Origin of the sequence: Desulfosarcina variabilis str. Montpellier (genome assembly GCF_048565275.1) — a bacterium.
In the GTDB taxonomy this organism is placed as follows: Bacteria; Desulfobacterota; Desulfobacteria; order Desulfobacterales; family Desulfosarcinaceae; genus Desulfosarcina; species Desulfosarcina variabilis.
On the sequence record NZ_CP159846.1, the window covers coordinates 5,795,035 to 5,809,779 of the forward strand.

A 14,745-nucleotide genomic window follows, 5' to 3' on the forward strand; every position below is an offset into this window, starting at 1 on the left:
TGAGTTAGTAATTGTCTCTCCACCTAACATCAATTCAAATTGCCACAACATATTTGTTTATTCTATTAGAATTCGGGTGTTTGGATACTTTCTTTGCATCGAACATTCTTTTTTGGATATCAAAATCTGTGAAGTATTCATGCTTTATATGCGAATGAAATAAAACTTGTTTCTTCACCTATAAAAATCTCTTGGGTTTTAGCCCTTCTAAAACATTCTAAACATAGAATTACACGTGATTGCCTATTATTAATTTTGTTTAATATAACTTCTGCAACATCAATTGCTTTTTTTCCGCATCCATCACAAATAAACATATTTAATCCTGAATTTTGTTGCACTTCTTTTTGTTTCAAATTAGATAAATAGAATGCTGATTCAATTTTCCTTTTAGCGCTTTCTATTTGATCAATAGCGGCGCGTATTTTTTCATTTTCAGTAGATTTTTCATCAATGATTGATAAAAGCAGGTTTTCAGCAAATGTAATACTCTCTTTTGCTTCAGTAAGTCTTATTTTAGTTTGGAAATCCATCTATATTCTATACGTTGGATAAGAAAGACAGCGATTTTCTATTTTACCGGGCACTAACAAATCCATCATAACCCATTTTATTTATTTCTTTAAGATCATGATCCAATTTTTTTGTGTTTTCATAATTTCCTATACGCACCCTGAATAAAGATTTTCTGTTATCTATTTTGTGAAAAACGCAATAAGACTTGTAACCCAGATTATTCAATTTATTTGCTAATGACTTTGCTGATTGGTACTTTTCAAAGGCGGCCACTTGAATATAAAAAGGCTTGTCGTAAGATAAATCAAACGTAGAATTTTTCACATAGCTGCAACCGTTAAAACGGTGATAAGAAGTCTCCATGTAAGGGGTTACCGTATTATAATCCATTTCTTTAGTACCTTCGATAACAACTTCGATATCATCATGGGTGAAGTGCGAACTATGATGGAAAATAATGGTCGCATCGTAAAAATAGCATCTATGATAGAATCCATTGTTTTCTAAATTAGGTTCACATATTCCTTTGTTTTCACCGCTGATGTCGTGAAGAAAAAAAAGTTGTTCAACCCGATCACCTACAGGACCGATTATAATAAGGTTTTCCTGATAAACACCCTGTGAGGTATACCCATCTCTCACGACCACTGCATGGAGATACCGCCCTATCTTAACCAGTTCCATGCTATTCGGTGCCAATCCCCAGCTCCCCGCATTGGTTATAGACGGATTAAATGCCTTCAAACTCCAAATATCTTCTTTTTCAATAAAAATAGCACCTCCCAAAACCACTGTACATGCATGGCAACTATCAAAGTATCGTTCAGTTTGAATTATGATAAAAAAATGAGGATCGCCATTTTCCTCGTAATGTGCGCTGAAGGCCATTTTGGATTCTAACTCTGATATTCTTCCTTTACTATACAAATATTGCAGGATCTTTGAATTTTCGGATGGGCACCACCTAGCGATCTTTTCATTGAGATTGTAAGTTTCAAATAGATATAACATTGCTTCGTCTTCATCAATTTTGTTTCCTACCACCTGATCAACAGCCAACCGTTCTTTATTTTTATCGTTTTCTGTAGCTTTGCAACCAGATGAAAACATATTCATGTCCTTAATGGCTGACGATTTATTTTTAATTCTTTTTTTATAGGTATAAAATGTAACAACAAGGCAAAAGCATAATAATCCGGATAGTGCATATACGATTGAGCGTTTGAGAATATTTCTTTTGCTAAATATTTTTCTCATAATCCATTTTTGTACTTATTGGTTTGCGAGTTTTTTTCCTAAAACGTGCTTTTATTCTTGTTTAAGTTTTGGCTGACATTAACATAGGATCTCATGAGACATATATAGGATTCATATTCAGCCCTGGTCCTTGACATCTTGCCATCGAATTCCATTATCGCTGACCGTTCTTCAAACAACTCTTGATCTTCAACAGAAAGTTTCCTGACCTTTTCTGCAAGTTCACGATCCATCTCGACGACCCTTTGCCTTCTTTTCTTCCCAAGCGGCTGTGCCAACCAAGGCAGCTCACGGATATCATAACAATTGCATTAAGACTCAATGATAGAAAACCAAACCTGATTTAACCTTAAGAATTCGAGGAAACCAGTTTGTCAAATTTCGGGCGTTTCATTTTCCTTTTCTTCGTAAAGCCAGGGTTTTCGTCGATTTTGGATCTGAGCATCCACTTCTTCAGGGTCGTTGCCGTGCCACACTGATGAAACTTTGCGAATTTCCTCCGCTACGATTGCTCTACCTCGTGCGGAAAGAGGTCGTGTGCGAAGGCTGAATGGTGAGGATGGCTGGCTGCCATTCTGTATTTTGGCATACCCATGGAAATTGGGCAGCCTGACGATGTCTATGGTTGAAAAATCGGGCCAAAAATTGATCGCCATTTCCTTGGCGTCCTCACGCCCTAATCGGAAGGCAACAATGGCCCCCACATTGCCGATGACGCTATCCAACAGGGTATCCTTACGTGTGCTTGAAAGCTGACTGCTGAGCTGCTTGGTGTATTGAGTGCTTAGCACCACACCGAGACGGTATTTTCGAGCCTCCGACAGAAGGTCGCCGATGCTGGCAGGAGGAATAAGACCTGCCTCATCAATGTACATGAAGAAGTCTTTACGCTCTTTTTCCGGTATGGACCCACGTCGCATGGCAGCAATCTTAAATCGGGCTACCAACTGGCTGGCCAGAAGGCTGCTGACCGCAGTACCACAGCGACCCCGTCCCATCTTTACTAAAAAGATCTTTCCCTGTTGTAGGATATCGTCAAAAGAAAAAGAGGTTGTATCCTGTCCGAAAATCCGCCGCAAATTTTGGTCGGCTGTAAATCGTCCGAACTTGCTGGTAATGTATTGTGCCACGTTGCAAAGCTGGATTTCACCCGTGTTTGAGCGCTCAATTTCCTTGATGAAATCCTTTACGTCTTTTTCCGATGTTCTTTCTGATAGCCAACGGCGCATGTCTTTTTCTAGATAGCATCTTTCAAATTCTAAAACCGTCGGGAAGAAATTTTGTCGCTGTCCATTTCCGTCGCCACACAACAACTTGAGCATTTTTCTAAAATGATTTTCAAAAATAGGACCGCCAGCCACTTTCATGTCGTACATGAGATCAATGGCTTGATACATCTCGTCAATGATCATGTCACGTTCTTCAATCGTGTCCCATTGGAGCAAGTTGAACCCCACTGGACGCTCATCGAGCACATCAAAAAGGATGACGTCTGCGGCTCGCCTTCTTGGAATTCGAGGCAGGATCGATTCCACCATGTCACCATGAGGATCCATAACGAACACGCCGTTTCCCTTGGAAATATCCTGAAGGATCATATTTGTTAGAAACACGCTCTTGCCGGTACCGGTGGCCCCCACGACGAACATGTGCTTCATGCGGTCATCGTTTGTCAGGCTCACCGGTTGTAACCGCTCATTATGGAAATTATCGAAAAGAACAATGCTCTTTTTCGATGCGGTATTGCCGAAGACTGAAGTGATGGCTGCCGTCCGCCACCGCCGTACGTAAAGTCCAGATGATTCACCTATGACCGGCAAGGGCAGCGCGAAGATAGCAGACGCTTCTTGGCAAGAGACAGGTACCTCTCCAAGGAAAAATGGATTTATCGTATCAGCCACATCAATGGGAAAAACTGTATGTCCACCGACAAAGAGGTGGTTTCCTTCCTTACCGGTGGTGGAGGCGAGCATCAGCTGGGTCAGCCCGCCAGCTAGGGCTTCGTCAATGGGGGTGCTGGAGAATAGAAAGGCACATACCCGGAAAGCTGCTTCATTGATTCGGGCCAGTTGAAGGAGGGCCATGTCTCGAATCATTGACACCTGCCTTGCGGAAGCAACCTGATCACCACTTCCGGCAGTTAAAAACCGCTCACAGTCGGCAATCTGATTTTCAAATTGCCGAAACTCATCGCGGTTGGGTCGGTAAGGTGTCAACCGAACCACCAGTTGAATTGGATCCCAAAGGGCCATCATTGCTTTTGCCAGTTGATTCGATGTCATCCTCGCCGGCGACCACGGAAAACAAAGGTCAACGCAATCACCTTTTTCTGCTGGCTCTAATATAGGTCCGAAGCCGACCGAAGTCCGTGGAAGGGGATTGGACAGGGCGACGCGACGACGCAATCGGCCGATGGCCATGGCATAACGGGCATCAAAGGGATGAAGCCGACACCGTAGTTCCGATTTCTGGCTTATTGAACTGAAGGTCACAAAGGGTAGATGGGTTTCCAATAGTGGTCGCAGACGAAGATATCCCTGGATGGCACCTTGAATGGCAGCGTCTCTGTCATCGGCGATAGTCCTCAAAATAATGCTAATCCACAATTGTCCCTGTACCGGTTGCTTCAGATCAGGATGGGCGGTCCAGTGAAGTTCTATTGCGGTGTGATCCGGCCAGATCGCCAAAGCCTGCATCAATTGTTGCCGACTTTGCCACTGGTTAATCAGCAATGCCTGATTATTCGGGGTGCCATTGTCATTTGATGTAGACACCAGTTCGGCTGAGGCCACTGATCTCAGGGCCAGGGCCACGATGGCTTCTACGCCACCATCCATTGATCGGGTGATCACGGCTGGCAAGTCTACAGAAATTTTCATGCTACCTCCCTATGTTAGCTTTTGATGCGTTTCAGACTTACAGATGTGAAGACGGCATCGCAGCAGCTGCAGCCATCCACCACTAAATATCGATCCGAAAGATCGTCAGGTAGCTGAAAACCGCCCAGTTCGCCCATTGCTGCCGCACCGGAGCGGCACAATTCGAAAAGCGACCCACATCCGCTGCAAAACTCCCTGATCACGCCGCGGTTCCATTCAAGTGGATCGGACAATTCTACCGGATCTGGTCTGTACCCACCTGTGGCATGAATTTTTGCTGCTTTCGCACAACCGAAAAGCTTAGCGTCAATCATTCGATCATCATCCCAACTCATTCTTTCTCCTTTGCCTGGGTACCGACCAGTTGCATGTAACGGAAGGGGATAATTTAATGTTAAGAAGCGATTCAACGTTTTCCGGCTTGAGTCCCATCTTCCAAAGTGTTTTCGCTACACTTTGTTTCACTTGAAGGTTACGCTGATTAATTTTCCGAATTTCTGGACTAATAACCTCATCAGTTTGGCTTTTCGCCACTTCATTCGGAAACACGAAGGATAGCGCCTCGCAATCAATTTTGTTCTCTTTCATAGCATCCTCTCTTAAACCTGTTTCGGGTCATATAAGAAGCTACAACTATTGCTTAAAATCCTTTATTTTCGTTCTTGAACGCCTTCCCTTGAATTTGAAGTACCAAGGATCCATCGCGTTGAGCCGGTATATTTTCGTGCCTGCTATCTGAGCCACTGCACATCAACACTCGTGATTAAGCATCTCTATGGTCTTAGTCATATGCTTTCTCTGGGCCGCCGGGCTGCACGCATAAAGAATCTCCACGGCCCGATCGACAATTACAAAAACTTGCTCCCATTCTTCAGTTTTTCCCTGGTTCCATTTAGAGGCCTGGTAACGAATAGTATCCATCCAATCAGTCATGCGTAGTTCCCACTCGGTGTCAAACCGCTCAGGAAACTGGTGAGAAAGTTTGGAAAGATGATCCATCCTTCTGGCATGACGACGCCTGGCTGCTTTTCCCATCCTATTTTTCTCCTGTATCATAAAGCCTATTACACAAAAGATGATATATATTCGATCTGTTTGATGTGGAGACAAAAATTATAACCCGATTAAGTCGTTTAAATCTAAATTCTTTATTTGGAGGGCAGATAATGATGAAGATTGAAAACTTTGTTCATTCAAAATTAGATCATTATTGTTAATGTTAATTTAGGATTTCTGTTCCCAGGCACCCTGCACCCGGACGGCTCCTGCACCGTCAGATGACTCTTACATTTTAGCCACCCATATGATGCACCCTCCTTGTTAGTCATTGTCATGCTTCCTAATAAACGGGAAAGCGTCGTTGTTTTTCAAAAAAACCTGCGTACACTCATGCTGCCGGTTAAGCATAGACTCGATCATATTCTGAACAATTTGATGAGTCACACTCAGGGCAGGGAGGACCGTCATCTGAACAAAACTTGGTACCACAATCCGAACAAGTATAAATGGGAAACCAATTCGAACTGATTGCATCTTTGGCCTCGCGGTCACAATAAGGGCAGGAATCGTATGAACTCATGAAGTACCTCCTTTGGGTTTGACTATTGATATGTTCAATATTTAGGATCTTAAGGTTGTTGCTTGTTTGGGATTTCTGTTCCCGGGTTCCCGACACCCGGACAGCCTTCTGCTGTCAGGCTTCAATGGATTTTATTATTCCACTATGTTGATTCCTCCATGTTGTTTTTTGGCTCTGGGGCATATAAACGGAAAAGGAGAATAATATTTCAGCGTAAAAACGAAGTTCTAAAAAGGAAGGGATAGGTGGCTTTACTTTAGTGGTTATTCTCCTTGAGTAGTGCCTCTTTAAAATGGGCAATCGCTCTGTTGCCCATTTCCAATAGCCCTCTATAATACCCATTCATATCAGCGATGTAATATTCAGAAGCAGAGCTCTTTTCGCTGTATAGTCTTGCCTTCACTATATCCAACTTATGTTGAAATTCGATTTCAAATGCTTCTGTTAGCGGCTGCGTCAAATTGTAGTAAACATGGCGATAAGAAAATGTGACGATTTCCCTGGTGCAGAAATTGCTGCGCTGACTCTATAGTATCATCAGTAACAGCCTGTTATTTTATCTAAAAACCAAGAATATGTCGAATAATAGGTTTTTTCACTCTTCGGAATAAGATAAGAAAATGCCGCTAACTTGTGCATTTTCAAACTGCCAGGAATAAGACATTTTCAGAACGCTGCTGACAGCTTCTATTGTCTCTTCTAAATAACTTATCGAGACCTTCGTGTTGTTGGGCATTTCAAGCATCCTATCTGTATAAGCGCACTTGCCCATTACAGCCGATTAAAGCTCAGTTCAGGCGTCATCTGCTGGAGGTGTTGCTTCCAGAACGCGATCGCCTGATCTTTCCGCTTCGGCGATATGCCATCCCGATCGATGTAATAAAGAGAGTTACATTTACACACTCAAATCAAATAAGATGTCTTTTGAGCATAATTCGAACTATTCGACCGGCAATCTGGAACGGAGCCTTTAGTAAAGCGAACAAAATGGATCCGGCCAGGAAACCGAACACTTCTTTTCCAAGTATAAGCTTCAGAAGGCTGATCGCAAAAAAAACTAACATCAGCAACAATGCCCAATCAGGTAAAAGGTTGATAAAAACATCGAACACCGGCTCTAAACATGACAGGGTTAAAACCATACCGATCAGTCCTAAGCCTGATTTTCGAAATCCGCACATGACCATCACTGCACCCAGCAACAAAAACAAAATGTATGCTTCTTCCGGAATAAACATTAGCAATGTGCCGAGCATAAAGCCTCCGATTTTCTTGATTGTTAAATTCAGGATTCTGTTCCCAGGTCCCTGCACCCGGACAGTCTTGGTCTGTCAGGATTTAGTGGATTTAATCAGTCGTCCAACGTTAAGTCCTCCTATCTGTATAAGCGTACTTGCCCATTACAGCCGATTAAAGCTCAGTTCAGGCGTCATCTGCTGGAGGTGTTGCTTCCAGAACGCGATCGCCTGATCTTTCCGCTTCGGCGATATGCCATCCCGATCGATGTAATAAACCGTGATTGAACGATACTGAATGGCCTGCATATTGGCTTTGTATTCATCATCTTCCTGTATGGAAGTCAGGTTGTCGCGGTAAAACGACAAGCGCTTGGTATTTTGCATCAGGTCCGACACGATCACCAGCCGGTCTGTCCTGCCACTTAGCGAGATATTCCAGATCGCTTCGAGGATCGGCGAACGGGGGGCCGTGCCAGGCTTCAAGATATCCACCAGCATTTGCTCCAACGGCAGATCGAACTGGTCCTCGAACTTCTGGTGCACCCTGCGTGGGTTCTTGTACAGCGGATTGGCCTGATCCCCTCTTCCGGGATTGCACATATCAAACACCGGCGTCGGCACCTCGCTACCGGATTCATTGAGCACGGATATGGCCAGACGCTCGGATACGTCCAGATTGTCTTTGGTTTGACGGATAATCTTCTCCAGCCGTGCACTTCTTTGCGCATCCCACGGGTCGGTCTTGTCGATGAGTATCCGTACAACGGGATAGCTGCCTTCAAGAGGGCAAAGCGTGCTCGTGTCATATTTTTGCTGGGTAACGCTGGCATAAACCGCAAATGCGCTAATCAGAGCAAATATGCTACCCACGATACCGATGATGATCCATCCTTGTTTGTCAGACTTTTTCATCGCCTTCTCCTTTTCCCGGATAGCGTTATAACCAATGGCCATTAGCCATGATTGGCCAAATTCTTTGCCTTGCGTTCAACCCGATCTGCCAGGTAATCAACTTTGCTGCCGATCTCACTGGATGCTTGGATATTTTCTTGGGAGATTTCAGACCCGGTTTTTTCGTCGGATACGACTCGCTTAAGGGCCTTGCGATCAACCTGGTCAGCCAGGTCATCAATAGTACGGCTGATCTCATGGGACTCTTCAAACAACTCTTCAATGACCTTTTGGGCATTGGCACGAGTGGTTTCGAGCTCGGTTTTAGCGCCGGAAACGATTTGCTCAAGGTTCTCCAGCATCAGGATGTCACACCCTTTGTTCAATTTGTTGTTCAGCGTGGGGGCAGTCATAAAGTAACCGGGAATCGCCTCGGTTCGAACACTCTTGTTGGCCTCGCGGTAATTCATGATCGCCGTGTTGACTACATCAGCCACCTGATTGTCGATGTTGTCGATATGCGCGATCACAGACTTGGCACCGCTGAGCAAATCCTCCATTTTCTTGATCCGCTCCTCGCGCTCCACCAGGCGGCTGCCGACCTTTCTTTCCGATTCACTGATAAGGTTGACCAGCGTGTCACGTACTTCGGCCTCTTTTTGGTTGTAGGCCCGCTCTGCGTCCTTGTGCAGACGATCCACCGCACCATAGCCGGGATACCGGTCATCATGCGCGTAGCCCTTACCCACTGCCAGGATGGAGATAATGGCACCAATCACAAACACAATGACGCTTTCCAGACTATCCAATGCAAACGTATCCTGTCTGAAGCGGGTCAGCGTCAGCATGATCGCATTGTCCGGGTCAATCGTCAGCAGGTCCCTGTAATGGGCAATCAACAGATGAAACGTCCCGATGGCGCCCAGATAGAATATGGCGGACAGCCCGCCGATGAATTTGCGCATAAGGTTTCGATGATTCAATTGGGTGAACCCGAACCAGCCAAACACATAGGACAAGCCGACGTTGGCAATGCTGACCACCAGGGCCTGGAAAAAGCCGCCCAAATAGCCCAGGTCACTGTTGGCAGAAAAGAAATAGGTGTTGGCAATGCACTCAGCCAGCAGAAAGGCGAACAATACGGCAAAATGTTTGACATACGATTCGGGGTACACCGCATTGCGCTGCAGATGATGGTCCGCTTTGAAACGGTTGAGATCGCGCCGGGCCTTTCTTTCGCTTACACGCAGCTTGATCAGCTCCGGGCTCGCATGCACCTGGTATTTGTTGAATTCTTTTTGGGGCTCGATCTTCAGGTCGTAAAAACTATCGGCGACACCGCTATCTGCGATGCCGGCCATTTTGCGCGCAATATCGGTCAGGTACTTATTGATAAAATCCTTTGTCTTGCCGAGGAAGCTCTCAGCCTCAAACAGGATGTTTTTCTCGGTCTTGGACAGCTCCGTATCACCGGCACCCGGATAGTTGTTTTGCCCATCGTCACGCCCGTTGACTTTGGGCTGCGTTTTCTCTTCAACCGCTTTCAAGGTCAGCATGGGAATTACCCCCCATTTTTTACTGCCGGCGGCCTGCTCGTATCCTAAAATTGAAATGGCGCTGTCTTTAACCTGTTGGGCATTACTTTTACGCAGCATGGCTGACCTCCTGGGGTGAGGGTGGTTAGGTTTTTGGATAGTTGTCCGGTGGAATTAATCTAAGATAAATTGAAAACAAGTTGTATTTTTCAGGACTGTTTTAAAACAAATGATAAAGGCAGGTATTTGGCTATTCCCAGATTTCATCTATCTGGACCAACAAGACCGTGATGTCGTCCGTCGCTCCGAGGTTGCGGGTTCGCGTGGCCAAGGCATCTGCAGCTCGCGAAACGTCGAGGTATTGCTCAGTAAATTCTGCGGCATCAATGGGATGCATAACTTTTGTTACTCCGTCACTTAGCAGCAGAATACGGTCAGACTCTTCAACTTCATACTCGTCCACATCGATGTTCAGTGAATCTCCAAGGCCAAAATATCTAAATATTGCGCCATCAGGGGTTTGATGAGGTCGTGTAAGCTCGGTTGCTTTGCCGTCACGTATCAATATTGCTGTAGTATCTCCTGCATAAAAAATGGTCAGTCTATTTCTGCATATCCAGGCTATCGTTCCCGCACAACCACCCAAGGGTCGGTCTGTTACTGGCATAAAACCCCAATGATAGACCTTAATATTGGTTCGCATAAGCAGGTCTAAAAGGCCTTTCACACTAGTCGGGGTTGACTCTGTTTCGCGGAAAAAATTAACCAGGTTATCGGCCATTTCCTGGGCGGAGGCCATGCCACGCGGAGCACTGCCGATGCCATCGAACACGGCAAATAGCTCACCAATTTTCTTGGATGCCACAAGCGGTATTTCACGCGACAATATGCGGTAACGGTCTTCGTAAAAACGATGCTTGGTTCCCTTGCTCCAACTTACTGCCGAAGAGCCTCGTTGTTCGGTTAGCATCGCAATTCCTTTTATATATATATATCGTTAGTTAGATGCGAGCTAATAAAGGACAAACAAATCGTTTTTTTCAAGAGAAAGAATGTTCTGAATCTTTCACCTATCAATTATCTTTTGAGGAATAATGACTTTCTTATTGGATTTTAAGGTTTGTCCTGGGATGAAAAAGTTGGATCCACCATTTTTTGTGGATCTATACTTTATGATTTTTCCATTTTTTGCAGCCCACTTCCCTACTTTCTTACCAAGTTTGGGGCCGATAATTTGCCTTTTTACTGCACCTCGCATGTCATATTTAGGGCCAGCATACTTCCGAAGGTTCTCCGGTTTTGGGATTCTAAGATCCATTGCCCGTTTATGAAAGGAAGAATTCTCTTTTAGTCGAATCAACACGTTACCTTTTCCCTTTTCAGCAACAGCAGTGCCCGGCCTTGAAGATGTGTAAAAGCCTTTTCCGAATCGCGATCTCGCCTTGAACTTAGATGGGTTGACACCATGCTTCATGATTCTCTTGGCTACGGCCCTCCGGGTGGCATGATATAACCAAGCCTCAGCCTCCTGGGGGCATATAACTGAAACGAGCAAAAGGCTGGCAAGAATCCAAGGAAGAACCATTCTGTTTTGCATGACCACCTCCTGTGTCGATTATATCATTAGTCGCTTGATGGAAAATGTATATGGAAGGTTTGCTTGATTGCTTAGACAGGCTATTTAAAATTCAGGTAATTGTAATGGGACAATAAAAATCCGAACAAAATCCTCAAAACGAGGTAACACGACTCTCCTGTTGATGGATGTTCAGGAACTGACAAAAAAGTTCCCATGCTTCCTTTTTTTGATCGATGGACAGGTTAGTTTGTGTGCTCAGCGACGTCTCCACTTTTCTTTTTATCGGTTCCAGGTAACGGCATGATTTTATAAATTCAAGGGTCCATTCCCGAGCCTTTCTGACAGCCAGTTCTTTGACAAATCGGATATTGCTGGCTACTGCTTTCGAAAGCATGCCGAGGATGTCATCAATAGAGATTGCTTCCGTCTGTGCGTTCTTTTGCCGCTCTATGTTGAGCATCACCTCATGGTTGTACCGTTGGCGGCAGTAGTCTCTTTTGGCATCTTCATCCATCTTGCGCTGGATGTTTTTCAATATGCCGAAGAAATAGGAAAGATTCCGCCGGCTGGCGTTCCGGCGGATTGCTTTCAAAAACGCATCTTCGGTCTGCCGGAGGGCTTCCAGCTCATACCCCTTGATCGTCCGCTGGGCGTGTTTGAGAGCATCGGGCGTCACATCGAGGCCGTAATGGCGAACCACCCAGTCGAGACGATCGAGTTTCACCTGGTCCGCTTCATTGTTGGTTTTTTGCCGCCACATGCGCATCGAGTCCTTTACGTTCGACAGCCCGCTGTTCATCGGAGACCCTTACCGCCATGTGCTGGCAGGGCGTCATCCTTCGCAGATGAACAGGAAGCCGGTTGCGCATATAAACGTAAACGGACACCAATATCTCCAACACGCTGCGCGCCAGGGTCTTCGGTGATGTCATGTCGATACGGATCTGTCCCAGGGCTTTTTTCATGTGGCTGAAGGCACCTTCGTCGGTTCCGTTGCCTTTGGGATTACCGGGACCGACCGGAACCGGTTTGGTTCCCCATCGCTTCAGATAGCGCATGACCTCGTCGCTACCGTTGGCGCTACCGCAATCGCCCAGAACTCCGATGGGCACCCCCCAGGCATGGCGATGGGCTTCAAGGACCTTGATTACCGCCTCGGCCGTTTCGCTGTCATCGACGCTGAAGGCCGTATGGGCGAAGGTGGCCACATCCACGGACAGTTCCACATTGAACGGATACGCCGTGTCTCCGAGCCACACGACCACCTCGCTGCCGTCGATGCTCAAAAGACCGTTGGGCACTTTTTGGCACAGGCTCTGGTAAAACCGAGGCCGTTTCTCGCGGATTCTCGCTTTGTAAAGATCATTGGCGATCAGGATCGCCTCGATGGTTTTGGACGATAGGTCGATGCCCGCTTCGCGCAACTCGACACGGAACGCTTTGAGGCGGATCCGTCGGCCTTGATATCCCTTGGCATGTTCGACAATGCGTCGAACCAAATCAACGGTGACCTTGGCCGCCTTGCCCCGCTTATCCGGTATGGTCAGCGGTCTCAACTTTTCGTCGAAGCCCTGGTTCCAGGCCGCAAGGGTGCTCGGCGGAATCACCAGCACCCAGGCGGCCTGCCGTTCCGGTCGCTGGGCCAACCGCAGAAACGCTACCGCTTTTCCTTTTTGGGCTTGGCCATAGTGCTTTTTTTTTCGGCCAGCATCGCATCCACTTCGTGGATCTCCCAGGCGATCTTACGGCCTTCGTTTTCCCAACTAACGTCGTCGTAGGCCTTTTTGAGTTTCTCATGCTCGGCCTTGAGGCGTTCAAATTCTTCCCGCGCCGGGTCGTTGGTTTCCTGATCCAGGCGCTTTTCCCATTGATAACCGGTCTTTCGGGATATCCCGACTTGGCTGCAAAGCGTTTTTACATCGGTATCCGGTGACAATCCCTTCTCTTTTAGAAGGCGTCTGGCTCGGATGATAATGGCCACTTCTTCAGGGGTTAACGGCGCCGACATGCTTCACCTCCCGCCAAGGTCAATCGGTTGGCCCAGAAGGTAGAGCGTTAACCGGCCTTCCGGGTTCATCACCAGGTTGATGACACTGCGCTCAATAAATGACGATATCGCATCCTGGCCGGTAATGTCGAATCCTTTGTCCATGGCGCTCAGCGCTTCTTTTGCATGGCCGTGAAAACGTTCGGCTGGGACCAGGAAACCGCCGATACCCTGATGCGCCCGCCGATAGTTGAAATGATCCACCCAACGCTCGATCGCCCCCCGGGCTTCATGCAGATTGGGAAACGGCTGCTGCGCAATCAGTTCCTGCTTTATCCTCCGATTACAGGCCTCGACCTTGCCCAGGGTCTGCGGATGATGCGGCCTCGCATGGGTGTGATCGATTCGTTCGCTCTCCAGGTATTTCTCGAAACGGTTGATCCCGCGCCATGAATAGAACACAAACCCGCGATCGGTGAGCAGTTCCTCCATTTTCCCATAGCGCGCCACGGCATCGCTAATGACCCCGATCACCGCATCGACCGATGTTTGATCCAGCAGTCGCCAACCTAGAATGAAGCGGGAAAAGTCATCAATCAGCAGGATCAGATAGACCTTGGCTTTGTTGATGAAAAACTCCAGGATGTCCATCTGCGCCAATTCCAAGGGACGACTGGCTTCAAAACGCTGGGTGCTGGACTTGTCCGATCGCTTGGTCTGTAGACGATAACCGTTGGCCTGCATCAGCTTTCTGACACTGCGGGTCGAGATGGTGATGCCGGCACGGCGAAGCTGCCCTCTGATCTGTCCGGGACCGAACCCCGGATTGGATTTCCAGCATTCCAGCACGGCAGCCTCCTGCTGCGCCGAAATGATCTTTTTACCCCGACCTGGACGGGAAGGCTGGTAGGTCAGAAATCCTTCTTCACCAAGAGTTTTCAGTTTGTTGCGCCAGTCATACACGGTTGTGTAATGAACCCCGGCGATTTTTGCCGCTTTTTTGATCCCGACAGTGGCGGCACTTTTCAAAATGGTCAGTTTCTGTGCCTGGGTAAACGACTGTGTACTCATCACACTTTCTCCTTCTGTTTTGTAGAGAGAAAGTGTTACCTTGTTTTTTCAGGTTTTGTACGATTTCTTAGTAGCACGAACAGGTAATTCGTTCGAAAGTGGATTTCTGTTCCCAGGCACCCCGCACCCGGACGGCCCCTGCACCGTCAGATGACTCTCTCGGTTTAATCCCCCATATGTTTTTTTCCTCGTTTGGTAATTGTCATGCTTCCT

16 protein-coding genes are annotated in these 14,745 nt (G+C 46.7%); all 16 read right to left on the reverse strand.

Translation table 11 applies throughout. The features are described 5' to 3' along the window. Nucleotides 1-137: 137 nt before the first annotated feature. The 16 genes from Dvar_RS26060 to Dvar_RS26135 all read right to left on the reverse strand — a co-directional run bounded on the left by Dvar_RS26060 (nucleotide 138) and on the right by Dvar_RS26135 (nucleotide 14,532). Nucleotides 138-533, reverse strand: coding sequence for a hypothetical protein (locus tag Dvar_RS26060; protein WP_419656048.1), 396 nt, complete (start codon nucleotides 531-533; stop codon nucleotides 138-140). Between the two features lie 43 nt (nucleotides 534-576). After that, complete coding sequence (locus Dvar_RS26065; protein WP_419656049.1) at nucleotides 577-1,626, reverse strand: SPOR domain-containing protein; 1,050 nt, start codon at nucleotides 1,624-1,626, stop codon at nucleotides 577-579. 521 nt (nucleotides 1,627-2,147) lie between these two features. Further along, nucleotides 2,148-4,652, reverse strand: coding sequence for a type IV secretory system conjugative DNA transfer family protein (locus Dvar_RS26070; protein WP_419656050.1), 2,505 nt, complete (start codon nucleotides 4,650-4,652; stop codon nucleotides 2,148-2,150). Between the two features lie 14 nt (nucleotides 4,653-4,666). Beyond that, nucleotides 4,667-4,987, reverse strand: a complete 321-nt coding sequence (locus Dvar_RS26075) for a hypothetical protein (RefSeq protein WP_419656051.1) — start codon at nucleotides 4,985-4,987, stop codon at nucleotides 4,667-4,669. Next, nucleotides 4,974-5,240, reverse strand: coding sequence for a hypothetical protein (locus Dvar_RS26080; protein WP_419656052.1), 267 nt, complete (start codon nucleotides 5,238-5,240; stop codon nucleotides 4,974-4,976). Before Dvar_RS26080 ends, Dvar_RS26075 begins: the two co-directional genes overlap by 14 nt. A gap of 162 nt (nucleotides 5,241-5,402) precedes the next feature. Then, nucleotides 5,403-5,687, reverse strand: a complete 285-nt coding sequence (locus Dvar_RS26085) for a hypothetical protein (protein ID WP_419656053.1) — start codon at nucleotides 5,685-5,687, stop codon at nucleotides 5,403-5,405. Nucleotides 5,688-6,826: 1,139 nt separating this feature from the next. Then, complete coding sequence (locus tag Dvar_RS26090) at nucleotides 6,827-6,967, reverse strand: hypothetical protein (RefSeq protein ID WP_419656054.1); 141 nt, start codon at nucleotides 6,965-6,967, stop codon at nucleotides 6,827-6,829. Between the two features lie 172 nt (nucleotides 6,968-7,139). Further along, nucleotides 7,140-7,487: a hypothetical protein gene (locus Dvar_RS26095; protein WP_419656055.1), complete on the reverse strand. Its 348-nt coding sequence runs from the start codon at nucleotides 7,485-7,487 to the stop codon at nucleotides 7,140-7,142. A gap of 144 nt (nucleotides 7,488-7,631) precedes the next feature. Next, nucleotides 7,632-8,381 (reverse strand): hypothetical protein, encoded by a 750-nt coding sequence (locus Dvar_RS26100; RefSeq protein WP_419656056.1) that lies wholly within the window; start codon nucleotides 8,379-8,381, stop codon nucleotides 7,632-7,634. A 41-nt stretch (nucleotides 8,382-8,422) separates the two neighbouring features. Then, a complete protein-coding gene (locus Dvar_RS26105) occupies nucleotides 8,423-10,015 on the reverse strand; it encodes a hypothetical protein (RefSeq protein ID WP_419656057.1) in 1,593 nt (530 codons plus the stop codon). 130 nt (nucleotides 10,016-10,145) lie between these two features. Beyond that, on the reverse strand, nucleotides 10,146-10,865 hold the full coding sequence (locus Dvar_RS26110) for a PP2C family serine/threonine-protein phosphatase (RefSeq protein WP_419656058.1): 720 nt from the start codon (nucleotides 10,863-10,865) through the stop codon (nucleotides 10,146-10,148). Between the two features lie 96 nt (nucleotides 10,866-10,961). Beyond that, the gene (locus tag Dvar_RS26115; protein WP_419656059.1) at nucleotides 10,962-11,492 is read right to left on the reverse strand and encodes a hypothetical protein; all 531 of its coding nucleotides are present in this window, start codon (nucleotides 11,490-11,492) and stop codon (nucleotides 10,962-10,964) included. Nucleotides 11,493-11,625: 133 nt separating this feature from the next. After that, nucleotides 11,626-12,234 (reverse strand): hypothetical protein, encoded by a 609-nt coding sequence (locus Dvar_RS26120; protein WP_419656060.1) that lies wholly within the window; start codon nucleotides 12,232-12,234, stop codon nucleotides 11,626-11,628. Continuing rightward, on the reverse strand, nucleotides 12,209-13,120 hold the full coding sequence (locus tag Dvar_RS26125) for an integrase catalytic domain-containing protein (RefSeq protein ID WP_419656061.1): 912 nt from the start codon (nucleotides 13,118-13,120) through the stop codon (nucleotides 12,209-12,211). The genes Dvar_RS26120 and Dvar_RS26125 overlap by 26 nt, the downstream gene beginning before the upstream one ends. An 11-nt stretch (nucleotides 13,121-13,131) precedes the next feature. After that, nucleotides 13,132-13,482, reverse strand: a complete 351-nt coding sequence (locus tag Dvar_RS26130; protein ID WP_419656062.1) for a transposase — start codon at nucleotides 13,480-13,482, stop codon at nucleotides 13,132-13,134. A 3-nt stretch (nucleotides 13,483-13,485) separates the two neighbouring features. Then, nucleotides 13,486-14,532: a DDE-type integrase/transposase/recombinase gene (locus tag Dvar_RS26135; RefSeq protein WP_419656063.1), complete on the reverse strand. Its 1,047-nt coding sequence runs from the start codon at nucleotides 14,530-14,532 to the stop codon at nucleotides 13,486-13,488. Nucleotides 14,533-14,745: the final 213 nt, after the last annotated feature.